23 protein-coding genes are annotated in these 25,427 nt (G+C 60.6%); 5 read left to right on the top strand and 18 right to left on the bottom strand.

Translation table 11 applies throughout. From position 1 onward, the window contains the following. Positions 1-2: 2 nt before the first annotated feature. Positions 3-1,628, top strand: coding sequence for a heme biosynthesis protein HemY (locus GA830_RS03870; protein WP_195163793.1), 1,626 nt, complete (start codon positions 3-5; stop codon positions 1,626-1,628). A gap of 22 nt (positions 1,629-1,650) precedes the next feature. Then, positions 1,651-2,133, top strand: a complete 483-nt coding sequence (locus tag GA830_RS03865; protein WP_195163792.1) for a TerB family tellurite resistance protein — start codon at positions 1,651-1,653, stop codon at positions 2,131-2,133. 17 nt (positions 2,134-2,150) lie between these two features. Here GA830_RS03865 and GA830_RS03860 read toward each other — a convergent pair whose 3' ends face one another. The 3 genes from GA830_RS03860 to GA830_RS03850 form a co-directional block, all read right to left on the bottom strand. Then, positions 2,151-3,389 (bottom strand): MFS transporter, encoded by a 1,239-nt coding sequence (locus GA830_RS03860; protein ID WP_195163791.1) that lies wholly within the window; start codon positions 3,387-3,389, stop codon positions 2,151-2,153. Between the two features lie 148 nt (positions 3,390-3,537). Continuing rightward, a complete protein-coding gene (locus GA830_RS03855) occupies positions 3,538-4,563 on the bottom strand; it encodes a class I fructose-bisphosphate aldolase (RefSeq protein WP_195163790.1) in 1,026 nt (341 codons plus the stop codon). Positions 4,564-4,654: 91 nt separating this feature from the next. Next, complete coding sequence (locus GA830_RS03850) at positions 4,655-5,695, bottom strand: sugar-binding transcriptional regulator (protein WP_258045551.1); 1,041 nt, start codon at positions 5,693-5,695, stop codon at positions 4,655-4,657. A gap of 146 nt (positions 5,696-5,841) precedes the next feature. Between GA830_RS03850 and GA830_RS03845 the strand changes: the two genes are divergently transcribed. After that, on the top strand, positions 5,842-6,627 hold the full coding sequence (locus GA830_RS03845; RefSeq protein WP_195163789.1) for a hypothetical protein: 786 nt from the start codon (positions 5,842-5,844) through the stop codon (positions 6,625-6,627). Here GA830_RS03845 and ptsP read toward each other — a convergent pair. The 5 genes from ptsP to GA830_RS03820 are packed head-to-tail and all read right to left on the bottom strand — an operon-like array spanning position 6,624 to position 11,340. Then, entirely contained in the window at positions 6,624-8,603 is a 1,980-nt protein-coding gene (ptsP, locus tag GA830_RS03840; protein WP_195163788.1) for a phosphoenolpyruvate--protein phosphotransferase, read from the bottom strand. The genes GA830_RS03845 and ptsP overlap by 4 nt on opposite strands. 53 nt (positions 8,604-8,656) lie before the next feature. After that, on the bottom strand, positions 8,657-9,037 hold the full coding sequence (locus tag GA830_RS03835) for a PTS glucitol/sorbitol transporter subunit IIA (protein WP_195163787.1): 381 nt from the start codon (positions 9,035-9,037) through the stop codon (positions 8,657-8,659). A 26-nt stretch (positions 9,038-9,063) separates the two neighbouring features. Continuing rightward, positions 9,064-10,071 (bottom strand): PTS glucitol/sorbitol transporter subunit IIB, encoded by a 1,008-nt coding sequence (gene srlE / locus GA830_RS03830; RefSeq protein WP_195163786.1) that lies wholly within the window; start codon positions 10,069-10,071, stop codon positions 9,064-9,066. Between the two features lie 15 nt (positions 10,072-10,086). Next, the gene (srlA, locus tag GA830_RS03825) at positions 10,087-10,848 is read right to left on the bottom strand and encodes a PTS glucitol/sorbitol transporter subunit IIC (protein WP_195163785.1); all 762 of its coding nucleotides are present in this window, start codon (positions 10,846-10,848) and stop codon (positions 10,087-10,089) included. A 54-nt stretch (positions 10,849-10,902) separates the two neighbouring features. After that, the gene (locus tag GA830_RS03820; RefSeq protein WP_195163784.1) at positions 10,903-11,340 is read right to left on the bottom strand and encodes a transcriptional regulator GutM; all 438 of its coding nucleotides are present in this window, start codon (positions 11,338-11,340) and stop codon (positions 10,903-10,905) included. A gap of 159 nt (positions 11,341-11,499) precedes the next feature. Here GA830_RS03820 and GA830_RS03815 point away from each other — a divergent pair, with 159 nt between their 5' ends. Beyond that, positions 11,500-12,150 (top strand): hypothetical protein, encoded by a 651-nt coding sequence (locus tag GA830_RS03815; RefSeq protein WP_195163783.1) that lies wholly within the window; start codon positions 11,500-11,502, stop codon positions 12,148-12,150. Positions 12,151-12,209: 59 nt separating this feature from the next. Then, positions 12,210-12,902 (top strand): HAD family hydrolase, encoded by a 693-nt coding sequence (locus GA830_RS03810; RefSeq protein WP_195164754.1) that lies wholly within the window; start codon positions 12,210-12,212, stop codon positions 12,900-12,902. 7 nt (positions 12,903-12,909) lie between these two features. Here GA830_RS03810 and GA830_RS03805 read toward each other — a convergent pair whose 3' ends face one another. The 10 genes from GA830_RS03805 to tkt form a co-directional block, all read right to left on the bottom strand. Next, the gene (locus GA830_RS03805) at positions 12,910-14,226 is read right to left on the bottom strand and encodes a pyruvate dehydrogenase complex dihydrolipoamide acetyltransferase (protein WP_195163782.1); all 1,317 of its coding nucleotides are present in this window, start codon (positions 14,224-14,226) and stop codon (positions 12,910-12,912) included. A gap of 3 nt (positions 14,227-14,229) precedes the next feature. Beyond that, positions 14,230-15,228, bottom strand: coding sequence for an alpha-ketoacid dehydrogenase subunit beta (locus GA830_RS03800; protein WP_195164753.1), 999 nt, complete (start codon positions 15,226-15,228; stop codon positions 14,230-14,232). A 1-nt stretch (position 15,229) separates the two neighbouring features. Continuing rightward, positions 15,230-16,258 (bottom strand): thiamine pyrophosphate-dependent dehydrogenase E1 component subunit alpha, encoded by a 1,029-nt coding sequence (locus GA830_RS03795; protein WP_195163781.1) that lies wholly within the window; start codon positions 16,256-16,258, stop codon positions 15,230-15,232. A 2-nt stretch (positions 16,259-16,260) separates the two neighbouring features. Next, entirely contained in the window at positions 16,261-17,586 is a 1,326-nt protein-coding gene (locus GA830_RS03790) for an NAD(P)H-dependent oxidoreductase (RefSeq protein ID WP_195163780.1), read from the bottom strand. A 273-nt stretch (positions 17,587-17,859) separates the two neighbouring features. Beyond that, complete coding sequence (locus GA830_RS03785) at positions 17,860-18,294, bottom strand: type II toxin-antitoxin system VapC family toxin (protein ID WP_195163779.1); 435 nt, start codon at positions 18,292-18,294, stop codon at positions 17,860-17,862. Next, positions 18,294-18,536: a type II toxin-antitoxin system Phd/YefM family antitoxin gene (locus GA830_RS03780; RefSeq protein WP_195163778.1), complete on the bottom strand. Its 243-nt coding sequence runs from the start codon at positions 18,534-18,536 to the stop codon at positions 18,294-18,296. Before GA830_RS03780 ends, GA830_RS03785 begins: the two co-directional genes overlap by 1 nt. A gap of 78 nt (positions 18,537-18,614) precedes the next feature. Beyond that, positions 18,615-19,811 carry a phosphoglycerate kinase gene (locus GA830_RS03775; RefSeq protein WP_195163777.1) on the bottom strand — a complete coding sequence of 399 codons (1,197 nt, stop codon included), beginning with the start codon at positions 19,809-19,811 and terminating at the stop codon, positions 18,615-18,617. 248 nt (positions 19,812-20,059) lie between these two features. Then, a complete protein-coding gene (locus tag GA830_RS03770) occupies positions 20,060-21,931 on the bottom strand; it encodes a potassium/proton antiporter (RefSeq protein WP_195163776.1) in 1,872 nt (623 codons plus the stop codon). A 172-nt stretch (positions 21,932-22,103) separates the two neighbouring features. Further along, entirely contained in the window at positions 22,104-23,114 is a 1,011-nt protein-coding gene (gap, locus tag GA830_RS03765; RefSeq protein ID WP_195163775.1) for a type I glyceraldehyde-3-phosphate dehydrogenase, read from the bottom strand. Positions 23,115-23,268: 154 nt separating this feature from the next. Beyond that, the gene (gene tkt / locus GA830_RS03760; RefSeq protein ID WP_195163774.1) at positions 23,269-25,257 is read right to left on the bottom strand and encodes a transketolase; all 1,989 of its coding nucleotides are present in this window, start codon (positions 25,255-25,257) and stop codon (positions 23,269-23,271) included. Between the last annotated feature and the right edge of the window lie 170 nt (positions 25,258-25,427).

Genomic DNA, 25,427 nt, shown 5'->3' with positions numbered 1-25,427 from the left:
CGATGATCCGTATCCTGTTCTTCCTCATTGTGGTGTTCGGCATGGGGCTGGGCTTTGCCTGGCTTGCCGACCGACCGGGCGATATCGAGCTCACCTTCAATGGCTATCGCTACGAGGTGACGCTGATGGTCGCTGCCGTGGCGATAACCGCGCTGATTGCGGGTGTCATGATCACATGGTGGCTGGTCAAGGCGATCTGGACCAGCCCGCACACGGTGGCGCGCTATTTCCGTGTGCGCCGGCGCGACCGTGGCTATCAGGCGCTGTCGAGTGGCATGATTGCTGCTGGTGCTGGCGATGCAGCCAAAGCACGCGTGCTGAAGAAGCAGGCCGCCAAGCTGATCCGTTCGGATCAGGAACCGCTGATCCACCTTCTCGACGCGCAGGCCTCGCTTCTGGAAGGCGATCATGAGGCGGCGCGGCAGAAATTTGAAGCGATGCTCGATGATCCTGAAATGCGGATGCTTGGACTGCGCGGACTTTACCTTGAGGCCGAGCGTCTCGGGGATCGCGCCGCCGCCCGCCATTATGCCGGCCGCGCCGCCGAGGTCGCACCGCAACTCATTTGGGCAAGCACCGCCACGCTGGAAGAAAAAACCGAGCGTGAGGACTGGGATGGTGCGCTGAAACTGCTTGATGCGCAGAAATCATCACGGCAGATAGAGCGTGATGTGGCCAATCGCAGGCGTGCTGTGCTGCTGACTGCCAAGGCAATGTCGCTGCTGGACACTGACCCGACAGCGGCAAAAAGTGCTGCGTTGGAAGCCAACCGGTTGCAGCCTGAACTTGTGCCGGCAGCCGTCACGGCAGCGCAGGTGCTGTTCCGCCAGAACGATATTCGCAAGGGCGCCAAAATTCTGGAGGCAAGCTGGAAGATTGAGCCGCATCCGGAAGTCGGTGAGCTTTATATTCATGCCCGTCCCGGTGATGCGACGCACGACAGGCTGACCCGTGCAAAGAAGCTGCAGGCGTTGAAACAGAACAATGCCGAATCTTTTGTCATCGTGGCGCGGGCGGCCCTTGAAGCTGGCGAATATGGCTTTGCCCGCGAGGCGGCGGAAGCGGCGGTGCGTATGCAACCACGCGAAGGCGCCTATCTCCTTCTGGCCGATATCGAGGAAGCGGAAACCGGCGATCAGGGCAGGGTGCGGCAGTTCCTGTCGAAGGCCGTGCGGGCGCCGCGCGACCCTGCCTGGGTAGCCGATGGTTTTGTATCGGAGCGCTGGGCGCCGACCTCGCCGGTCACGGGAAAACTCGATGCCTATGAATGGCGCGCGCCGATGGAACGGCTGGCCACGATGATCGATCTCGACGATGAGGTCGTGGATGGTGCAAACAGAGTTATGATTGCTGCGTCTCAGCCGATGGCGGAGGCCGACGACATTGATGACGCTGAAGTTGTGTCGGTGGTGGACGACGCGCCATCGGTGCCGCCTATCGTGGCCGATACGCCGACGCCTGAGCCGGCCAGTCCTGAAGCCGCTCCGCCTGCTCTGCGGCGGGCACGTCCGACACGCGAAAGCGGAGCGGAAGCTGTGGCGTTCATGCCCACCAGCCCGCCAGACGATCCGGGCGTACCGCCGGACGATGAAACGGAAGAAAAGCCCGCGCGTTTTCGTTTATTCTGAATTCCATCAAACCGGATATGCCATGCTTGAGCGTCTGCTTACTTTCCTGAAAGACCTGCCTGGACAGGGCATCACTGTATCCGATGCGGATGATCCGAGGGTCGCTGCGGCGGCGTTGATGGTGCATGTGATGGACGCCGATGGTGTGCGGCGCGTCGGCGAAAGCACGGCCCTTCGCCATGCGCTGGCCGAGAACTACCGGCTGGCCGGCAGCGAACTCGACGCGCTGCTGGCGGCAGGCGAAAAGGCCGACCAGGAAGCCGTCGATCTTTATGCATTCACCAGTGTGCTAAAGCGTCATCTGGGCACCGAAGCCCGCACGCATTTCATCCGCATCCTGTTCGACATTGTTTATTCCGACGGGGAACTGCATGAGCTGGAAGAAAACATCGTCTGGCGCGTGGCCGAACTGATCGGGGTGGAACGGGAGGCGCGCGTCGCCGCACGCCAGCGGGCGCGTGATGCGGTCGCGCCTGATGCCTCCAGCGATAGCGACGAACAATAGCCAATAGAAGCTTTTAGTCATACCCTGCCGTCGAGATGGCGGATCTTGCGCAATTGCGGAAATGCAATTGCCCAGATGCCGGCCACGGCAACCGCTCCAACGCCGCCAAAGACAACAGCCGGAACGGTTCCAATCAGCGCCGCCATGGTACCGGCGCGGAATTCTCCCAGCTCATTTGAGGCCCCGACAAACACCATATTCACGGCATTGACGCGGCCGCGCACGCGGTCTGGCGTCCACAGTTGGATCAAGGTCTCGCGGACATAGACGCTGATCATGTCGGTCGCGCCCAGAATGGCGAGCGCTGCGATAGACAGCCATGGGATGGTTGACACGCCAAAGACGACTGTAAACACCCCGAACATCGCGACGAAGAAAAACATCACCAGCCCGGCATGATCGCGAATCGGATGGCCCGCCAGCCAGACCGCAACGCCGATCGCGCCGATACCGGGGGCCGCGCGCAGCAGGCCGAGACCCCAGGGGCCGAGTTCCAGGATGTCACGCGCATAGACAGGCAGCAAGGCAACTGCGCCGCTCAGCAGGACGGCGAACAGATCCAGCGAGATCGCGCCCAGCACGACCTTTTCGCCCCAGATATAGCGAAACCCTGCAAACAGCGTTTCGAGCGATGGCTTTTCGCTTTCGATGCGCTGGACGGGTTTGGGGATCGAGAAGGCCAGTGTCGCTGCGGCAAACATGAAGATGGCGGCGATCGCGTAAGCGAGTTCGGGCGATAGGCCATAGAGCAGGCCGCCGGCGACGGGCCCGACAATGGTTGCGGTCTGCCAGGCGGATGAATTCCAGGCCACAGCGTTGGCGAAATCTTCCGCTGGAACCAGATTGGCGACCAGCGAGGCTGCGGCAGGCGCGAAGAAGGCACGGGCGATACCGAACACGCCGAGCACCATGAACATGCCGCCCGGCCCGGAAATACCCTGCAGGGTCAATGCGAGCAGGGCCAGAGTGCACAGGCCTTCCAGTACGGTCGATCCGGCCATGATGAGGCGTCGCCCAAACCGGTCGGCCACTGCCCCGGTAACCAGCACCAGCAGCAGCGACGGCAGAAACTGGATAATGCCGACCAGGCCGAGGTCGAACGGGTCGCGGGTCAGGTCGTAGATCTGCCAGCCGACAGCCACCGAAACGATCTGCGTTGAGAAAGTGGTGAGAAACCGCGCCACCCAGAAACGCAGGAACGCGCCATGGGCAAAGGCGGCGTAACGACTGGAAGCGGGCGAATTTTCGGGGGCCATCTGAAATACGCTTGAAGACTGAGCCTGCCCCAACGGCAGGCATAAAAGCCATCTAGCGTATTTCACGGTCCTGTGCGTCCCAATTATCGCTCAGGACCAACAATTTAGCAGGCTTGTCCGGCCAGGGCACCGCCCCAGCCGGAGATTTTCAGGCCGTCTTTTCTTCGCCCTTTTGCCATTTGCCAAGCGCGGCAAGATGGTTCATGCGGGCGCGGTGCGTGAAAGCAGCCTGGCCGGCAGCAACGTTTTCTGCCTTGCCGCCCCAGGCTTTCTGGGGTGCGGCCTGCAGCGCGCGGCCATAGGAGAAGGTGAGTTTCCATGGCTGGGCTCCGCCAGCATTCATGGCGTTCAGATTGGCGGTGGCCTGCTCATCTGACTGGCCTCCCGACAAGAAGGCTATGCCGGGCACTGCCAGCGGCACGGTTTCGCGGAACAGTTTCAGCGTCTTTTCTGCCACTTCCTCGGCGCTGCTTGTCTTTCCCGATGCCTTGCCGGCGATCACCATGTTGGGCTTCAGGATCGTGCCTTCCAGCTTCACATTGGCGGCAAACAGTTCAGCATAGAGTTTCAGCAGCGTTGCGCGGGTGATGTCGTAGCAGGTGTTGATATCATGGCTGCCGTCCATCAGCACTTCCGGCTCGACGATAGGCACGATGCCGGCCTCCTGGCAGAGTGCAGCATAGCGGGCGAGCGCATGGCAGTTGGCACCGATCGAGCTGGCCGAGGGGACGCCCTTGGCGCTGTCGATGTCGATCACGCCGCGCCACTTGGCAAAGCGCGCGCCAAGCTTGTAATATTCGGCCAGGCGTTCGCGCAGGCCGTCCAGCCCTTCGGTCACGGTGTCACCCGGGAAGCCTGCAAGCGGCTTGGCGCCGCCATCGACCTTGATACCCGGGATGGCGCCTGCAGCCTTGATGATCTCGACCAGCGGGGTGCCGTCGGCTGCCTTCTGGCGGATCGTCTCATCATAGAGAATGACGCCGGAAATATAGTTTTTCATCGCATCGGAGGCGCGGAACATCATCTCGCGATAGTCGCGGCGGCTGTTCTCGGTGGATTCGACATGGATAGCGTCGAACCGCTTCTTGATCGTGCCGGAGCTTTCATCAGCTGCCAGAAGGCCTTTTCCACCGGCCACCATTGCTGCTGCGATGTCTTCGAGACGTTCCTGCATGGCTATTGTGCCTCCCTGATTGATTGACCGGCGCATACCAGAAGAAAAATCTCAAGGGAATGCCGCAGAAATCTCTCAATCGATTGAAAGTTCAGCTTTTGTTGCCTTGGTTACCGCCCGCATGATGTTCTTGCAGCATCCGCGTTGCGCTTTGCTCATCGGTAATCAGCACTGTTGGCTGAATCAGATTCATGGCGCCGAGTAGGGCCTCAATTTTTTCCGCCCCGCCCGAGGTCAGGATGCGCACCGGTGCACGACGCAGCCGGTCGACCTCGACAGACATCACGAGATCATTGATGGGATGATCGACGAGCGCGCCATTGCGGTCGAAGAAATGAAACAGAAGATCGCCCACCGCCCCGCGGGCCACCAGCGCCTCACGCTCGGTCTCGGTCAGGAAGCCGCCGCGATAGAAGGTGGTTGCCGACGCGATACCGCCAATCGAAAGCAACACGGCGTCGAGATCATCTGCCATGCTGAAGATTTCCTGCAGTCCGCAGCGTTCCACAAGCGCGATCTTGGTTTCAAGGCTGTCGACAACCGCCGGCGTGGGGATCAGGTAGCCGTCGCCCTGGAAAGCCTGGGCAAAACGCCAGGCGAATTCGGCCGGGTTGAAACGGCGTGCCACACCGACGCCACCGAGCAGGGAGATGACCTTGAAGTCGCTCAGCGAGCGGGCGGATATGTAAGGCAGGCTGCCAAACAGCGTCTGGCCCCAACCCACGCCGACGCGCATGCCGGATTTCATGGTTTCAGACAGGAAGCTGCCGGTTTTGGCGCTGATGGCGGAAATAGGATCAGCGTCCGGTGAGGAAAGCGGCGCGACAAAAGCTTGCTGGAGTCCAAAGGTCTTTTCTAGTTCGCGCTCCAGCCTGACGATTTCGGCCAGTTCACTTTCTATGGTGATGCGCACCTCGTTGCGGGCGCGGGCATCGGCGAGCATTCGCACCACGGTGACACGCCCGACACCGAGAATGTCGGCAATTTCATTCTGCGTCATCTGCTCGATGAAATACATCCAGGCCGCGCGCAGGCGCAGCCGGTCGCTGCGGCTTTCGCCCGCGGGTTGTGTCGTCCCGGCCGGCCCGCCAGCCTCGTCTGACCGGCCTTTTCGCTGCGACTCTTTCGCCAATAGGTTGTTCCCCCGGAGATTTATGGACCGTCCGTGATTCTACGCGTGAACGCAAGTTCGCCTATTGACGGAGCTTGCGCGATCACAACAATGTTTAAGCATGGATCGGGCCACTCTGGCTGACTGATCCTAACCCGAGGCCCGCTATGTTGAGAGAACTGCGCGAAGAGATCCGCGTCAATCTTAAGGACCGGCTGCGCGATATCCGTCATGTCGTGCGGGCGCAGCGCCACGACCGCAGCATGGCCGAAAAGTCGGGCCATGCGCAGTTTCCATTGCGGGAAATCGAGGACCTGTTTGGCCATGCCGCCAGCGCGGTCGATGATGTCATCTCCATGGCTGGTACACTGGTTCCCGCCGACAGGGCAGGTTCGGCCAACGGCGCCAGAGGGTTTGGCGTCTATTTTCCGAGAGCCAGCGGCGAACCGGTGCGGCAGGGCGAGCGACATTTCCGCCGCGACATGTATGCCATGGCCAAGGCGCTGCTTTCGGCGGCTGGCGTCGTCGACCCGCGCATCTCCGAAGCAGCCTTTGCGGCGGTTCACGCCGCCATCGCAAACCGCAATGGCAGGCTGGTCGGCGCGCTGCGGCAGGCGCAGGGCGACAGCGCGCGCCTTGAAACGGTCGCGGCGCTCAGCGCCGCCATGGTGATCGAGGCGATGAGCCATCGGCCGGTTCAGATACCCATGTCGGAACCGGCTCCCGAAGCACCGATTGCCTTCGACCGCTCGGTCGAGATCGCCTGCTTGTCGACGCTGGCGCTGGCCTGCGGCACGGCCAGCCTCAGTTCTGATGCTGCCAACGACAACGTGACAATGGCGTCGCTGGTTGTCGATGCCAGGCTCGAGCGTATTCAGACGGCCCTGGGAAGCGATGACCGACAAGCGCAGCTCAGCTCGATCTTTGCTTCTCTGCTTGGCCATCTGCGCTAATCGGCACCTGTTGCGGCCAGGTCCGCAATCGCCTTCTTGGCGCGCGGAATGGAAGCCGGGCTCATCGACAGTTCGGTCAGGCCCATCTTGAGAAATGCCGGGATGAGGTCAGCCCGCCCCGCCGCCTCGCCGCACATGCCAACCATGATGCCGGCTTCAGCTCCCGCCTTGGCGGTCATTTCGATGGCCATCATCACCGCCGGGTTGGTGACGTCGTTGAGAGCGGCAACCGTCGGGTTGAGCCGGTCTGCGGCCATCACATACTGCGTCAGGTCGTTGGTACCGATCGAGAAGAAGGCGACTTCCTTCGCCAACAGCGGGGCGATCAGCACGGCAGCCGGTGTTTCGATCATCACGCCAAGGTCGAAGCGTGCAAAGGGTTTTCCCTCGGCCTCCAGTTCGGCGGCGCATTCGTCGATCAGGCGGCGGGTAGCCAGCACCTCGCCAACGGTCGATACCATCGGCAGCATCACCTTCAGACCGCCATGCACCGCTGCACGCAACAGCGCGCGCAATTGCTGCTTGAAGATATCGGGGCGGTCGAGGCACATGCGGATGCCACGCCAGCCGAGGAAGGGATTTTCTTCCTCAGGAAAATCAATTCCGGCGATCGGTTTGTCGCCGCCAATATCGAGCGTGCGGATAATCACCGGATGCGGCGCAAAGGCCCGTACCGCAGCGCTGTAGGTTTCGGTCTGCAAATCCTCGGATGGCAGATGCATGTGGCGCATGAACAGGAGTTCGGTGCGAAACAGCCCGACCCCCATGGCGCCGGCCTCAAGAGCTGCCTCGATTTCCTCAAGCGAGCCGATATTGGCGGCCACCTCGATGATCGTGCCGTTACGAAGCGTTGGCACCGTGTCCTTGAACACCGACAGCGCTTCGCGTTCCTTTGCCGCGCTCTCGATGCGGGCTTCGAAGGATTGGCGGATGGTGGCGTCTGGTTCTGCGACAACGATGCCTGAATTGCCGTCGACCGCCGCGATTTTCGCATCGCGAAGCTCAACGATGCGTTCGCCCAGCCCCAGCACTGCCGGGATGCCATGGGAGCGGGCGATAATGGCGACGTGCGAGGTGGCACCGCCATGGCCGCAGACAATGCCGCCGATGCGTTTCAGCGGCGCGCGGGCAAGATCCCAGGCACCGATATCGTCAGCAACGAGGATGGCGCCTTGCGGGATCTGTTCGAGGCTCACATCATCCTGGCCGAGCAAGGCAAGGCAGATCTGGCGGCCGACAGCCTGCACGTCATCTGCGCGGGCGTTAAGATAGGGGTCATCGACATTGCCAAATTCGGCAGCCAGCTTTGACGCTGCCGCAATCACGGCAGATACGGCATCGACCCCCTCACGTATGGTGGCCTGAGCGTCGCCGATCAGCGATTCATCAGCGGCAATGTCGCGCAAGGCGGCAACGATGCCGCGGTCGCCATCGGCGAGTGTCTTGTCCGCAAGCGCCTTGTCCATGCGGGCCTGAACCGTTGCCACCGCTTTGGAGAGTGTGGCGAGATCCGTGTCAATCTCGCTGGGCGACAATGCACGCTCCACCGGCTGAATATCAGGCGGGAAGTGAGCAAAAACCGGCCCGAGATACACGCCTTCGCTGGCTGCGACGCCACGCAGACCGCCTTCCAGCGGATTGGGTGCGGGGGCGGTGACGGGCTCTCCGGCGGTCGTTGCAGCGCTAGTGCCAGTTGGCGCAGCATCATCGCTGTCCAGCCCGGAAAGCGGGTTTTCGAGATACCCCACCAGTGCATCCAATGCTTCGATGGCGTCTGCGCCTTGTGCGCGCACGGTTACTTCCTGGTTTTCTTTGACCCCGAGCAGCATCAGCTTCACGGAACTCTTGGCGCTTGCCGATTTGTCGCCGCGCACCAGCTCGATTTCGGATTCGAAACTCTTGGCCAGTCGCACAAAGCGGGTGGCGGGGCGGGCGTGCAATCCTTCGTGCACCCTGACTATCGTCGAGCGTTCCATGGTCACTTACTCTGGTTGGTCGGGCGCCTTGTCGCAAGGCGCCAAAATTGAATTCAGGCGGCGATGGTGATGATCGCGCCGCTTCGTAGCGCCTCGACAAGGGCATTGGTGTCGACTGCCGAGGCGCAGATCTCGCCCGGGCGCTCGGCTTCAGCCGCGCTGTTGAAGGAAATCACCACATGGCCCATCTCGCGTACCTTGGCCCAGGCGGTATCGCCGACAGCCGTGATGGTGGCGGCAACGCTGCCAAGGGTGATCGACGCGCCTTTTTGCGGCGCGTCGTCGCTTGGACTGGCTTCAATCTCGTGCAGTACCGAGACTTCGGCAAGTTCGGGAGGCGAGCCATCTGCAAACAGGATGACGACGCCGCCTTCGGCAAGGTCCGCCACTTCGGGTCCAACGGATGTAATCCGTGTTTTCAGAAGAACCGTCATGATGGCGAACCTCTCATTTCTTGACCTTAGAACACCACCAGGCTGACCGCCCATGCGATCAGCACGGAGACGGGGCCCATGATCTGGCGGCTGATAAGCACCGCCGGAACGCCGATTTCGATGGTCTTAGGCTTTGCTTCGCCCAGAGCCAGGCCGACGGGTACGAAGTCGCAACCCACCTGCGTGTTGTAGGCAAACAGTGCCGGCAGTGCCATCGCCGGAGAGATGGTGCCGTTGGCGATCTGCGGGCCGATAATGGCGACACCGATCACCTGTGCGATCACCGCTCCAGGCCCCAGGATGGGAGAGAGGAACGGCAGGCCACAGATGGCCGAGATGATCAACAGACCAACGATATTGTTGGCCAGCGGTCCCATCGGCTGCGCAAGAACGTCACCAATGCCTGTATAGAGTATCAGGCCGATCAGCATCGTCACGAACGCCATGAAAGGCAGGACGTTGCGGATGACCTGATCGATGGTGCGGCGACCGGCGTTGAAGAAGATATTGACGACGCGGCCCATGACGCGGCCAACCGAGCTGATGAGCCCGATCAGTCCACCGTCGCTGGGAAGTGCCGTTTCCGCAGCCGATGCCCGGTTGTTGTTGCTCGATACCATTGCTGCCGCCCCCCCGGCGGTGGTTGAAGCCTCTGATCCATCCGCCATCACGATGTTGGCGGCTTTGACACCTGAGACATAGATGTCCTCGGTGATGAACTGGGCCAGCGGACCCGATTGACCGACCGGCGTCAGGTTAACGGTTGGAATGCGCTTGCGCGGATAGACGCCGCAGCGGGCAGTGCCGCCGCAATCGACAACCACGACCGCCATTTCGCTTTCGATGGGCGGAGCCTTGAAGCCGTCAACGGCTTCGCCTCCGGTCATCTCGGCAATCTGCGCGGCGATGGGGTGGATGCCGCCTCCGGTGACGGAGACGATCTTGTTGCGTTCAGCGGTTGGCTCGATAACGAGCGGGCCGCCCCAACCCGAATTGCCCCGGGAGATTTTTACGGCTTTGTATGTCTTGGCCATGATCTCTCCTCCCGCCTAAAGCTCGACGCCCTGACGGCGTGCCATGATTGCGGTGATGCGTTCTGTCAGCATGCCCTTCAGCAGGATGACGACGAGGCCGACGATGGCGTACCAGATGGCCACCTTGATGTGGTACCCGGCAACAACGGCGCCCTTTTTCTCCAGCTCAAGCAGAGCCACAAGAATGCCACCCCAGACGAAGTATTCGCCCGGATTGATGTGCGGGAAGAGGCCGAGTGGCGGGTGAACGTATGACACCGCTGCGTCGTAGAAGGCGGGCTTGTGCTTTTCCTCAAGGAACGACCCGAACGTGTAGGCCATCGGGTTGGTGAGGAAGAAGACAGCCAGAAGCGGCAGCAGCGTGTAGCGGGTGAGCGCGATACGGCCAGCGCCGCGGGCAAGCCCGTGGACGCGTTCTTCGCCGACCAGTTCGGTGACGGCATAGAAGGCCGTCATCAGAACCACCAGCGTCGGGATGATACCCATGACGAAGCCGGCAAAAACCTCGCCGCCTTTCTGGAAGATGCCGATGAAGTATTTGCCGATGGCAGTGAGCCAGCCGAGCTGTTCTTCCTGAGACACTTCGCTCAGTTTTTCCTTGAACTGTTCGACGGTAAGCGTGCCGGTGTCGGCCTGCGCGAGTATGACCAGATGGTCTGAGGCATGCTCAACAGCGAGCCTGCCATGCAAAGCAGCATCCGTAACCATGGAACCTGCGATATGCAGGTTCTGTACGGCCATGTCGGCATGCTGCGCCAACAATGAAACGACTGACATATTTCCTCCTCCTTATGCCGCGGTCCGATCTGTCCTGTCGGCCTGCGGCTCCCTCTAAGCGTTCAGTGTCTTCAAACCGGACAAGCCCGGCCCTCTCCCTGGCTCCCGCCGTGCCTTGTCGATCTGTTCGACCGCCTTGCGCACGGCTTCAGCCACACCGGGTTCCCCCTCTCCCAAAATGGCGGGATTGGACCGGATCTTGTCGAGGGACGCGCCCTCGAATTGTTCGTGACGTTTGAATTTGGTGAAGACCGAGCGACCGCTCATCGTCATCACCCGCCGCACCACCATGTCCGGTGTGACGACGAGCAGCGCGATGGTGCCCTTGGCGAAGCGGCCGCGAAAATTTCCCGCGCCGACGAAGCCGTCCTGATATTTTTCGGTGACGCCTTTAAAGACATCGGCGTAGTGGCGCATCTGCAGCCATACACCGAGTGATTGCAACGCCCACACGCCTGCCAGAGCAAGCATTGCCCATTGCCAGATTGCCATTAGGCCTTTCCTCCCAGCCCCCGTCCGGTCGCGCTCTTAAGCCGGCGCGGCGAACATCAATTAGAGAACATTTGTTTTCTCAAGTGTCAATATGTTAGATCGCAACGGAGTTCAGTCCGCCACAGTGTCATGATAGTCTGAACGCCAAGAGGATGCGAAATGGACCTGCGTTTCAAGGACGAATTGGCATCGATGCCGGATTTGGGACACCGCCTGCGGCGGTTGCGGTGGTTCAATGTCACTTTTCGGGCCAATGCCAAGGCGGTTGCCGCCGCCTACGGGCTGCGTTTTGATATCGACGCGGCGCGGCTGACGCGTGCATTTCTCGACTGGGTCGAGATCATGGAGAGCGAAAAGCGCTTCGCGGCGGTCAATCGCGCCGATTTCATCGTCTTCACCGCTGGGCTGGTCTTGCGCGAACTGATCCGCCAGGAGCCGGCGCGTGCGACCGTCGTCCCGCTGCGTGCGGGGGTCGCGCTGCCCTCGGAAAAAGCCATGGAGATCGTGCGCTTCTGGCCGGAAGGATTTTTGTACACAAACTACTGCGTTTCGGTGGTGTCGGCGATCTATGAGCAGGAGTTCGGTCAGGCACCGGCCATCGACCAATGTGCCGATGATCTGCGCACCTGGTGGTCCTACCGCGACAATGTCGCGGAGATGCCGTCCTATGCGGTTGCTTTCCTCGATCGTTTTCTTGGCGCCGAGCCCAACTGGGTTGCGCCGGGCAGTGCTGCGGCGCGCTATGCTATGCAGCAGGCATTGCTGGAGCCCGGGCGCCCCGGTGTCACGCTCACCGAGCCTCGCTCTTGAACAGTTGAATATTTGCCGATAGCGATGTGCAAAAATCGACGTTAAGGAAAGTGCGCGTGTTGGCATCTGGAAAGCTGGTTATTTTCGATTGTGACGGGGTTCTGGTAGACAGCGAGCCGCTGGCTGCGCAGGCTTATGAGCGCGTCTATGAAAAGCATGGCATGAAAGGTGTCGGTGCCGATATAATCGCCCAGTGCGTGGGCATGAAACAGGCCGACATTATCGTGAAGATCCGGGAGCTGACCGGACACCAGTTCCCCGCAGAAGCCGACGGCGACATCTGGGCTGAGACCAAGAGGCTATTTGATACGGAACTCAGCGCGACCCCGGGGATCACGGAATTTCTTCAACAGCTGCCGGCAGCGCGCTGCGTGGCCTCGTCGTCTTCGGTGGAGCGGATCAACCACAGCCTCATGGTTACTGGGCTGGCGGAGTTTTTCGGCGCCGACATCGTCAGCTCTTCGATGGTCAAGCGCGGCAAGCCGGCGCCCGACATCTTTCTGTATGCTGCTGCCAGCATGCAGGCAGAGCCGGCATCTTGCGTGGTGGTCGAGGATTCGCCGTTTGGCGTCGAGGGCGCGGTTGCGGCCGGTATGGTGGCGATTGGCTATACCGGCGGTGGCCATACCTATCCCGGTCATGCCGCACGTCTGATCGATGCGGGGGCGCGGGTCGTCTGCGCCGATTGGAGCGCGGTAAGGTCCGAACTTGCAGCGCTTGGCTATTACGACGCCGCCACGGCGTCGCGGTAGACACTTACTAGACCAGCATTCCCATCGGGTTTTCGATGTGGCGCTTGAAGGCGACCAGAAGTTCGGCGCCCAGCGCGCCATCCACCGCCCGATGGTCGGTCGATAGCGTCACCGACATCATGGTTGCAACGTCAACCTTGCCGTCCTTCACCACCGCGCGCTCTTCGCCGGCACCGATCGCCAGGATCGTTGCGTGCGGAGGGTTGATGACGGCGGCGAAGTCTTTGATGCCGAACATGCCGAGATTGGAAACCGCCCCGCTGCCGCCCTGATATTCCTCGGGCTTCAGCTTCTTGTTGCGGGCCCGCGCGGCCATGTCCTTGATCTCTGCCGAGATCGTCGTCAGCGTTTTTTCCTCCGCCTTGCGGATGATAGGCGTGATCAGCCCGCCCGGTATCGAAACCGCGACACCCACATCGGCGTGAGCGTGCTGCACCATGTTGGCCTCGGTCCACGAAACATTGGCGGTCGGCACATCGCGCAGCGCCAGCGCATAGGCTTTGATGATAAAATCATTGACCGAAAGCTTGTAGGCCGGCGCCTCGCCTGCATCGGTCTTGCGCATGGGTGCCGCCGCGTTGAGCTGGCTGCGCAGCGCCAACAGCGCATCCAGCCCGCAATCGAGCGTGAGATAAAAGTGCGGAATCGTGGTCTTGGCCTCGACCAGCCGCCTTGCGATGGTTCTGCGCATGGTGTCATGCGGAATGAGCTCGTAAGAACCTTCTTCGAACAGTTTCAGCACGGCATCGTCGGACATTGGTTTTGCAGGCGCTGCACTGACGGAAGCAGAAGCAGAGGTGGTTGGCGCCTTGGCACCGCCACCGGCAACCGCAGCCTCGACATCGGCCTTGACCACGCGGCCTTTCGGACCGGAGCCGGGTATCGTTGCGATATCCAGCCCTGCCTCGTGGGCAACACGCCGCGCCAGCGGGGTAGCACGGGCCGAGCCGCCGCTGCGTTCCATTTCTGGAACAGCAGCGGGGGGGCCGGCATCGACCGCGCGCTCCTGGGAGGATGGAGCGGGAACAGAGGTTTCGGCCAGAGCCGAGATGTCAGGTGGCGTCGGCGCTGACGGTGCTGCTTCGCCTTCCGCAAAGATCCAGGCGACGGCCTCCCCGACCGGGATATCAATCCCCTGCTTGCCGGAAATATTGCGGATGATCCCGCTTGCCGGCGCGTCGATTTCCATCGCCGCCTTGTCGGTTTCGATCTCGAAAAGCACGTCGCCCTGCTTGACCGCAGCGCCTTCCTCGACGAACCAGCGCGAAATCTGGCCGGTCGCCATATCCATATCGACTTTTGGGAGAATGACCTCGACCGGCATTTTCTAGCGCTTTCCCGTGATGAGCGCGCGCGCGGCCTCGATAATGTCCGGCACCTGCGGCACCGTCGCCTTTTCAAGTTCAGGATTGTAGGGGATCGGCGTTTCCGCGCCGCCCAGCCGCACGATGGGTGCGTCGAGATAGTCAAAAGCCTCGCTCTCGGCCACCATGGCGCTGATCTCAGCGCCGATGCCAAGTGTCTTCACGGCCTCGTAGACGCAAAGGAGCCGCGAGGTTTTCTTGACGCTTTCGATGATCGTCGGCTTGTCCATCGGGCGGATGGTGCGCAGGTCAACCACCTCGCAATCGAGCCCTTCCTTGGCCAAAGCCTCTGCCGCTTCCAGCGCCTTGTGCACCATGATCGCGGTGGCGACGATAGTGAGGTCCTTGCCCTCGCGGCGGATCTCGGCCTTGCCGATGGGCACGGTGTAGTGGCCTTCGGGCACAGGGCCTTTCATCTTGTAGAGCAGCTTGTGCTCAAAAATCATCACCGGGTCAGGATCAGCAATGGCTGCCAGAAGCATGCCCTTGGCATCATAAGGCGTTGCCGGCTGTATAACCTTCAGGCCGGGTACATGGCCAAGCCAGGCTTCAAGGCTCTGGCTGTGCTGGGCTGCCGCGCCGGTGCCTGAACCAGCGGGAAAGCGCATGACCACCGGAACCGAAACCTCGCCGCCCAGCATGAACCGCATCTTGGCTGCCTGGTTGACGATCTGTTCCATTGCCAGCGTCGCGAAATCGGAGAACTGGAACTCGAAGATGGGGCGCATGCCGGTCATGGCCGCGCCCACAGCGACGCCGGCGCCACCAAGCTCGGAGATCGGCGTATCCAGCACCCGGTCGGTGCCAAAGCGCTCGACCAGATCGCCGGTCACCTGAAAGGCGCCGCCATAGACGCCAATGTCCTCGCCCATCAAGAACACGCGCTCATCGGCTTCCATGGCGATTGCCATCGCCTCCTGGATCGCCTGGGCGTAGCTCAGTTCACGCACCATCGCGTCCATATCAGGCATGCTCCGTGTAGACATAGTCGGTCAGGTTGGCGATTTCCGGCATCGGGCTTTCCTTGGCAAAGTCGATGCCTGCGGCAATCTCCTGTGCCACGCTCTCGCGGATAGCCTCGATGCCACTGTCGTCGATGATGCCGAATTCACGCAGTTCCTGCTCAAACAGGGTGATCGGATCGCGGTTGGTCATCCAGTCTTCGATCTCTTCCTTGGTGCGATAGCGGTTGCGGTCACTCTTGGAGTGGCCCCGGTAGCGGTAGGTCTTGCTCTCGATCAGGGTCGGGCCTTCGCCGGCGCGCGCCCGCTCTATCGCCGCATGAGAGGCTTCCGCCACTTCGGAGAAATTGTTGCCATCGACAATCACGCCCGGCATCGAATAGCCGGCGGCGCGGTCGGCGATGTTCTTTACGGCTGTCGAGCGCTCGGTCGAGGTCGACATGCCATAGCCGTTGTTTTCGCATACAAAGATGACCGGCAGTTTCCAGATCGACGCCATGTTCAACGCTTCGTGGAATGCGCCTTCATTGTTGGCACCGTCGCCGAAGAAGGAGACGACAACCTTGCCGGTCTTCATCATCTTGGAGGACAGGGCAGCGCCCACCGCAATCGGGATGCCGCCGGCCACGATGCCATTGGCACCGAGATTGCCTTTGGCCACATCGGCAATATGCATCGAGCCGCCGCGACCCTTGCAATAGCCTGTGGTCTTGCCAAAGAATTCTGCAAACATGCGCTTCACTTCCGCGCCCTTGGCAATGCAGTGGCCGTGGCCGCGATGGGTCGAGGTGATCTGGTCGTCTTCGGCCAGCGGCATGCAGATGCCCATGGCACTGGCTTCCTGTCCGATGGAAAGATGCATCGTGCCGTGGATCAGACCGCGCGTGTAGCAATCCTCCGCGCCTTCCTCGAAGCGGCGGATCAGGTACATCTTGCGCAGCACTTCCTTCAACTGGCCGGCATCATACTGCCGGAAGGCGAAGGGCAGGTTGGTGGTGTCGGGTGCTTCGGCCTTGCGTGCGGTCGCCATGGTCATGCTCCTGCGCCATAGACGAGCTTGTCTTGCCGGGCGCGCAGTTCGGCAATCTTCGATCCCGCAGCAGGCGTCGCATTGGCATAAGTGATCAGCTCGCCCTTGCGGATCGGCGCGGTGACCGAGCCACCCTGCAACAGCCCGCAGGGCACGGCCTTGGCGGCGCGCGCCTCAGGCGCCGTCATGATCCAGGCGCGGTAGCAATATTCGCCGATGGCATCGAGCTTTTCGCCGGGCTTCATGTCCTTCTTGGCAACGGCGCACACTTCTGCCACCGGCTTTGCCAGCGGCACCATGTCGGCCTTGCCGTAGAGCACCACGCGGGCGCAGGTCAGCGGCACTTCCAGCGAGGTCAGATGGTAAGGCCGGTGGAAGGTGAAGTAAGGACCCTTGCCCATCTTCAGATCTTCCATCCGCTCGGAAATGCGTGGATGCGACATGTCGGCGATGACAAACACGCCCGGCGCAACGCCCTTGCCAATCGAATAGTCAACAACGCCGACCCTTGAGAGGACGCCGCCGTCTTTTTCCGGCACCAGCACTTTGGACAGGTCGGCCAGCGTTGCAGCTGGACCATGCATGCCTGGCTTGTCGGGCACCAGCCCGGTCGCGTTGGCGATAGCCGCCATCTCGACCATGGTCTTGGAACCGTCGACAAATTCCACCAGCATCCGCACATTCATATGGCGGCGCGCGGCTTCTTCTTCATATTCAGGCGGGATGGCGTCGATGTTGAGCGGGTTGTTCTTGCCCTTGCCAGCGGCCACAATCGGATGGCCCATAGCCGAGACAAACTCGATCAGTTCCATGCAGGAAGATGGCTCGTCGCCGGCACCCAGCGAATAGGTGACGCCCAGCCGGTCGGCCTCGCTTTTCAAGTAAGCGCCGATGGTGACGTCGGCCTCAACATTCATCATCACCAGATGCTTGCCGTGCTCCATGGCGCGCAGGCCGATCTCGGCGCCCACAGATGGCACGCCGGTGGCATCAATCACGACGTCGATCAGATCGTTTTCGATGATCAGGCTGGCATCATTGGTGACGGCTATTTTGCCGGCTTCCATCGCGGCTGTCATGGCGCTGGCATTGGTGGCCTCGCGCGAATGGCCTTCCTCGCGGAATGCAATGTCCACAGCCTTGTGGGCATTGGGAATATTCAGTTCGCTGATAGCGCCGATCTCGATGCCGGACATATGGGCGACGCGCGTAACAATGTCGGTTCCCATCTCGCCAGAGCCAATCAGCCCGATGCGGATCGGTTTGCCAGTCTCAGCGCGCGCCAGAAGATCGCGCGCAAGTCCGGTTGGTGCGACGTTGATGGTCAATCTTCATTCCTCCCGAGTGACTTCGCGCAGTCCCATGAATAATGAACATGTGTCTTGCAATCAAGTCGAATGTTCAAAATATGTGGGGTGAGTGGTTAAGGGATGGGGTGATGGTGGCCGGCAAGCCGGAGGAGGCGCGATAAAGCGCAAGCCGAACGCCGCACCAGCGTACGGGTCAAGTCCGTTGGGGCATCACTGGACCAAAGCGCATCGCATGGTTGCGCGTCATTTCACGAAGGTGAGCGGATTACAGGCACGCAAGCCCCTTGCAATCTATAGTTCCGGCAGTGTCACGAAGGGGTCTAGCGTGCGAACACCCAGAGGTTCGAAATGCCTGAGATTGCGGGTCAGAACGCTCAATCCATGGACCTGAGCCGTAGCTGCTATCGCAATGTCTTCGAACCCCGGCTGGTGAGCGCGTGCGACATCAAGAATCCGGCCGGCAGCATGGGCGCACTCCAAGTCGAATGGCAGAAGTTTCGTTGCATAGAGGAATTCTATGCTCTCCCACCATTCTCCAAGCGCCCGTGCCTTGGTCAAGGCACCTTCGCGCTCGGCCTTCGCGATACCGGCTTTGACTTCCGCAGCGGTGATGACCGACAGAAAGAGCTGCGGACTGGCTTTATCGAACCAGTCGACCAGCGGCTCAAAATTCCGCCGCTTGGAGGGAGCCAGCGCCGAGATGACATTCGTATCGACCAGAAACATCAGAGATCGACAGCACGGCCTGGTTTGTTTGCCAGCGCCTGGATATCACTTTCATCGCCTGGAAATAGCGTCAGCAAGCGTCCAAAGCTTGGAACGCGGGACAGCTTTTCAAACTCGTCGAAGGAAAGAACCACTGCTTCCTTCCTGCCGTGTCGGGTGATGATCGCCGGATTGCCGTTCACGGCCTGATCGATCACAGCTGAAAGTGTCGCCTTGGCGTCCTTGAGTTGAATTTCCCGCATCTGCCAACTCCAATGTGACTACAGTAGTCATATAGCCGCATTGATGCGATGGAACAAGGCGTTCTTATCTCGAACGCCTCACCCCTTCAGCACATCCACTCCCGGCAGCGGCTTGCCTTCCATCCATTCGAGAAACGCACCGCCAGCGGTCGAGACATAGGTGAAATCGTCGGCAGCGCCGGCATGGTTGAGGGCGGCGACCGTGTCGCCGCCACCGGCGACAGAGACCAGAGCGCCGGCGCGTGTTTGTGCGGCGGCGTGTTTTGCCGCCGCAACGGTTGCGCGGTCGAAGGGTTCGATCTCGAAGGCGCCGAGCGGGCCGTTCCAGACCAGCGTCGCGGCACGGTCGATCCAGGCGTTGATGGCTTCGATGGTTTTGGGGCCGGCGTCGAGGATCATCGCATCGTCGGGCACATGTTCGATGCCAACGACTTCACTGGCAGCGCCGGCCTTGAACTCGCGGGCGATGACACCATCGACCGGCAGGATGATGGCGCAGCCGGCGGTGGCCGCCTCGATCATGATCAGCTTGGCGGTGCCGGCCAGGTCATGCTCGCACAGCGACTTGCCGACGCTGGTTCCCCGCGCGGCCAGAAACGTGTTGGCCATGCCGCCACCAATGACCAGCGCATCGACCTTCTTCACCAGGTTCATCAGGAGATCGATCTTGGTGGAAACTTTGGCACCACCAACAATCGCCAGAACCGGCTTGGCGGGCTTGCCGAGACCTTTTTCCAGCGCTTCAAGTTCGGCCTGCATGGTGCGCCCGGCAAAGGCCGGGAGAAGATGGGCCAATCCTTCGGTCGAGGCATGGGCGCGGTGGGCAGCCGAGAACGCATCATTGATGAAGATATCGCCATTGGCGGCAAGCGCCTTGGCGAATTCAGGATCGTTGTTTTCATCACCCGCGTGGAAACGTGTGTTCTCGAGCAGAACAATATCGCCATTCGCCATGGCGTTGATCGTCGAAGCGGCCTCTGCCCCCACGCAGTCGGCAGCAAAGCCGACAGGCTGGTTCAACATGGCAGCAGTCACCTCAGCAACCGGCCGGAGTGAAAGGGACGCATCGGGTCCATTTTTGGGACGGCCAAAATGCGCAAGCAGAATAACTTTGGCACCCTTTTGTGAAAGCTCGGTAAGGGTCGGCAAAATGCGTTCGATGCGGGTGGCATCGCTCACCTTGCCGTCCGACATGGGCACGTTGAGATCGACCCGAACGAGCACGCGCTTGCCTGTCACATCACCAATCATGTCGAGCGTCTTGAAGCTGGCCATCGCGAAATTTCTCCTCAATAAAGTCGGCGGACCATATCGCGCGCAGGACTGGATGCAAGGGTGATGCGGGCATTTCGTGGACGGAGCATTTTACGGGGCGCAACGGCCCGTTCTGGCGCCAAACCCGGAGCAAATGCTCGCTGTGCTCCGCTTTGTGGATTGATTGTCCGTCGTTATCGGCGCCTTGTTCGTCAAGCCATTGAGGTGCCTCGAGGAAAACCGGCGCAAATGGTCCACGTCACGAAGATCTATCCATCAGAGGTGGCTGCTTCTTCGGCTTTGCGGGCTTGCGCCACGATGCGTTGGGCGCGCTTTTTGGCTCGGTAATTGACCCAGAAAATACGGGCTCGGTCGCCAATTTCGGCGATGCTGAGGAATACGGGCACAGTAGGCTGGATCGCAAGGGGCTCGGTCGACAGTCCGACCGAGATGATCCGGCCTTTCTCGTCGACATCGCGCACGATCAGCTCGATCGGCCCGACCATGACCCGGTCGGCATATTCGGCACGACCGCCAAACCGCTCGTTGAGCAGGGCGGCAACCGTCATTGTCTGCTCTGCATCGGTCAGCCCGATGCCGTATGCGGCCTCCAGTTCGGTGGCGGGGCGGTTGGGATCGACGGCAAATGCGCCAAAGAAATCCTCGTCTTCCGGGTCAACTTCGGTCCGGCTGGCAAACAGACGATCGAGCAAACGCGGGTAGCGGTCGGGCACGAAGATGTAGACGTGGTCGCCAGCAGCAATGCGCCCAGCATCCTGAAACCGCATGGAGCGCCCGTCGCGCACAACCAGCGAAGGCCTTGCCCAGCGGGGAATGCGCTGCCCGCGCGCCACCGGGCTGCCGGCAGCCACGGTGTATGCCAGAAGCTCATGGTGGGCTGAACCCGGCAGTTCAAGCTCAACCTTGTCGAGCGGGCCAAGCCGCGCCGGTACGATCAGCTTAAGCCGCCGTGCTATTGGGCCGATTGTCCAACCTTGCACGACAAGCGAAACCAGAACCACGATGAAGGCGATATTAAAAATCTGGCCACCATGCGCCAGCCCGCCAATCAATGGTGTCAACGCCAGCAGGATGGACACAGCGCCGCGCAGACCCACCCACGAGACGAAGGCCGTCTCCGCGCGGCCGAAACGAAAGGGCAAAAGGCAAAGCGATACGGCGAGCGGTCGCGCGATGAAAATCAGAAACAAGCCAAGTGCCACTGCAGGCAGCAGGATCGCGGGGAATTGTGAAGGCGTCGCAAACAGGCCGAGCACCAGGAACATGATAATCTGCGCCAGCCAGGACATACCGTCTTGAAAACGCTTAAGAATATTGGTTGCTCGAATTTGGGAATTGCCGGCAACCAGACCGGCAACATAAACGGCGAGAAATCCTGAGCCTCCGATCGTGCCGGCACCGGCAAAGACCAGCAGCGAAAGAGTGAGCACAAAAATCGGCAAAAGACCGCTGTCGAGATTGAGTTTGTCGACCAGGCGCACGATAGCCATTCCGCCCAGTACGCCGGCAAGCGCCCCAAGCCCCATGTTCTTTATGAAGCCGACGATGAGGTCAGTGAGCAGGACCTGGGCTTGCGGATCCGCACCGAGGGAAATCACTTCCACCAAAGTTATAGTGAGGAAGATGGCGATGGGATCGTTGGTGCCGGATTCGATTTCGAGTGTTGAGCGCACGCGGTCGCGGAGCGACAAATTGCCCGCGCGCAACAGGAAAAACACCGCCGCTGCATCCGTTGACGCAACGGCTGCGCCCAGCAGAAAAGATTCCAGCCAGCTAAGCTCAGTCAGGTAGAAGGTGGCAGCACCGAAAATCAGCGTGGTGAGCGCGACGCCGATCGTGGCGAGCGACAGGGCCGGAAGACCTGCCTGACGCATGGCGGTCAGTGGAGTGCCAAAACCTGAATCAAAGAGAATAATCGCCAACGCCAGAGAACCGATGAAGTAGGCGAGCGACGCGTTGTCGAAGCGGATGCCAAGGCCGTCCACGCCGGTTATGAGACCAATGGCAAGGAAGAGCAGCAACAGTGGGGCGCCGAAACGGAAGGCGATAAGGCTCGAAAACGCCGCCGCCAGCACAAGGGCCGTCGACACGAGCGTTACGAGGTATATCGTCTGATCCATGCGCGCGTGTTTTCCCTGGTGATTTCCTGCGTCGCCGCAGAGTGCGGCGAAGACAAGGCCGCAGCAAGTATTTGATCCTGTTACGGCTTCAGCATTAAAATTATTTGGCACAAGCCTAAACGAAAAACGCCCGGCATGCCGGGCGTTTTGAAAAAAATATACTTTAGCAGGCTCAGGCGATGGTTTTTCCGAAGGCGACCGCCGTGTCGCCCATGCGGTTGGAAAAGCCCCATTCATTATCATACCACGACAGCACCGAGACGAAATTGCCGTCCATGACCTTGGTCTGGTCGAGCGCCACCGTGGACGACGCCGGATCATGGTTGAAGTCGATAGAAACGTTCGGGTGCATTGTCACCGCAAGCACGTTCTTGAGCTTGCCCTTGGAGGCAGCGATAACAGCATTGTTGATCTCTTCGACCGTTGTAGCGCGCTTGGCGATGAATTTGAAATCCACCAGCGAGACGTTCGGCGTCGGTACGCGGATCGAAATGCCGTCGAGCTTGCCCTTCAGCTCAGGCAGGACGAGGCCGATGGCCTTGGCGGCACCCGTCGAGGTCGGGATCTGCGAAAGCGCGGCCGCGCGGCCGCGATACAGATCCTTATGCATGGTGTCGAGGGTTGGCTGGTCGCCTGTATAAGAATGGATCGTCGTCATCATACCCTTTTCGATGCCGACGGTCTCGTTGAGCACCATTGCCAGCGGTGCAAGGCAGTTGGTGGTGCAGGACGCGTTGGAGACCACAAGGTGGTCCTTCGTGATCTGGTCGTGGTTGATGCCGTAGACCACCGTCAGGTCAGCGCCGTCGCCAGGTGCCGAGATCAGGACGCGCTTGGCGCCGGCTGTCAGGTGGGCTGCAGCCTTGTCACGCGCTGTAAAGATACCGGTACATTCCATCGCGATGTCGACGCCGAGCTCTTTCCATGGCAGTTGCGACGGATCCTTGATCGCGGTGACCCTGAACTTTTCCTTGCCAATCGAGATGGAGTCACCGTCGACGGTGACTTCATGCGGGAAGCGGCCATGCACGCTGTCGAAACGCAGTAAATGTGCGTTAGTCTCGACCGGGCCCAGGTCATTGACGGCGACGATGTCGATATCCTTGCGCCCCGATTCATAAATCGCGCGCACGATGTTGCGGCCGATACGGCCAAATCCGTTGATGGCAACTCTGACTGTCATGGTTGGTCTCCTGGAGGCAAGGGTGCGCGGTAGGACGAGAATTGTTCTGAGCCCGGCTGCAGCATGTGCGAGCCGGGAAGCACGGTTCATACCGTTGCTTCAGCCAACAATCCAGCCGAAGCAACGATATTTGATGGGTCCAGACGTCCGGCGCTCAGCCGTGAATTCTGGTCTCGGCAGCCTTTGCTGCATCTTCGGCGGTGATGCCGAAATGCGCATAAAGCTGCTCGATAGTGCCGGACGCACCGAAACCGTTCATTCCGACAAAGAGCCCGTCGGAACCGATGAAGGCATCCCAGCCCTGTCGAATGCCGGCCTCGATCGCCATTTTTACCGACGAGTCACCGATCATCTTGCGGCGGTAGTCATCCGGTTGCTTCTCGAACAGTTCGAAGCAGGGCACCGAAACGACGCGGGTACCGTGGCCGTGACTCTGGAGAAGCTCGCGGGCTGCGAGGGCGATTTCTACTTCTGACCCCGACGCGAAGATAGTCACAACGGCCTCCCCATCGGCGGCTGCCAGTTCATAAGCGCCGTAGCCGCAGAGGTTTTCTGCAGAGGCTTCGGTGCGCACCGCCGGCAGATTTTGACGGGTCAAGGCGAGGGTCGAAGGCGTCTTTTCCGAACGGAGAGCAAGCTGCCAGCATTCGGCAGTTTCCATGGCATCGGCCGGGCGGAACACATTGTGGTTCGGGATAGCGCGAAGTGCTGCCATGTGTTCGACAGGTTGGTGGGTCGGGCCATCCTCGCCAAGGCCGATGGAGTCATGCGTCATGACGAAGATGGAGCGGATGCCCATCAATGATGCCAGACGCATGGCTGGACGTGCATAGTCCGAGAAACACATGAAGGTGCCACCGTAAGGCACGACGCCGCCATGCAGTGCCAGGCCGTTCATGGCCGCAGCCATACCGTGCTCGCGGATACCGTAATGGATGTAACGTTCGCCGAAATTGTCAGCGGTAATGTTTTTGGTCTGGCTGGTTTTGGTGTTGTTGGAGCCGGTGAGATCGGCCGAGCCGCCAATGGTTTCCGGCATCGCGCCATTGATGACCTCAAGCGCCATTTCGCTTGATTTGCGGGTCGCGACCGTTGGCTTGTCGGAGGCGAGCTTCTTTTTGTAATCGGCAATTGCTGAATCGAGTCCACCGGGGAGTTCGCCGCGCATGCGCCGCTCAAACTCGCTACGGATGCCGGCTTCAACTGCTGCAAGCCGCTTTTCCCAACCGCTACGGTCTTGGCCGCCACGCTTGCCTGCCGCGCGCCATGCGTCGAGAATATCGGCGGGAACTTCAAACGGCGCAAAGTCCCAGCCCAGCGCCTTGCGTGCACCGGCGATTTCTTCGGCTCCAAGCGGTGAACCGTGGGCCTTGTTGGTGCCGGCCCGGGTTGGCGCGCCAAAACCGATGGTGGTCTTGCACGCAATCATTGTCGGGCGGTCGGATTTTTGGGCCGCTTCGATGGCAGCTGCAATCGCCTCCGGGTCGTGGCCGTCGACATGGCTGGCGTTCCAGCCCGAGGCCTTGAAACGTGCCACCTGATCGGTGGAATCGGCCAGCGAAATTGCGCCGTCGATGGAAATGTTGTTGTCATCCCAAAACACGATGAGCTTCGAGAGTTTTAGATGACCGGCCAGCGAAATTGCTTCCTGGCTAATGCCTTCCATTAGGCAGCCGTCACCTGCGAGCACATATGTGTGGTGATCAACAAGATCGTCGCCGAACTCGGCGTTCATGATGCGCTCGGCGAGCGCGAAGCCGACCGAATTCGCCAGGCCCTGACCCAGAGGGCCGGTGGTGGTCTCAATGCCGGCAGCGTGGCCATATTCAGGATGGCCGGCAGTTTTCGATCCCAGCTGACGGAAATTTTTGATCTCGTCGAGAGTGATATCCTCGTAGCCGGTGAGATAGAGCAGCGAATAGAGCAGCATCGAGCCGTGGCCGGCGGAAAGGATGAAACGATCACGATCGGCCCAATGCGGGGCTTTCGCATCGAACTTCAAAAACCGCGTATACAGCACCGTAGCGATGTCGGCCGCGCCCATCGGCAGGCCTGGATGACCGGAATTGGCCTTCTCAACGGCATCCATGGAAAGGAAGCGGATCGCGTTTGCCATCTTGTCGTGCTGGTCGCGTTGGGTCATGGGGGTCTCGCTTGTCGCTGGAAAATACGGGCAGGACGCGCCCGGTGAAAGCCGCGCGACACATAGCAGTTGCGCCCGCTCTGTCAATAAATTGGGGTCCGATTGGTCTCGCTGGCAAGCAGCTGCTCGTCGATAGCGGGGGAAAGCGAGGTATCCCACATTGACGCTTA

It is taken from the genome of Mesorhizobium sp. NBSH29, assembly GCF_015500055.1.
Lineage (GTDB): Bacteria > Pseudomonadota > Alphaproteobacteria > Rhizobiales > Rhizobiaceae > Neomesorhizobium.
The sequence above is the reverse complement of the archived record's forward strand: the minus strand, read 5'-3'. Positions and strand labels throughout refer to the sequence as shown.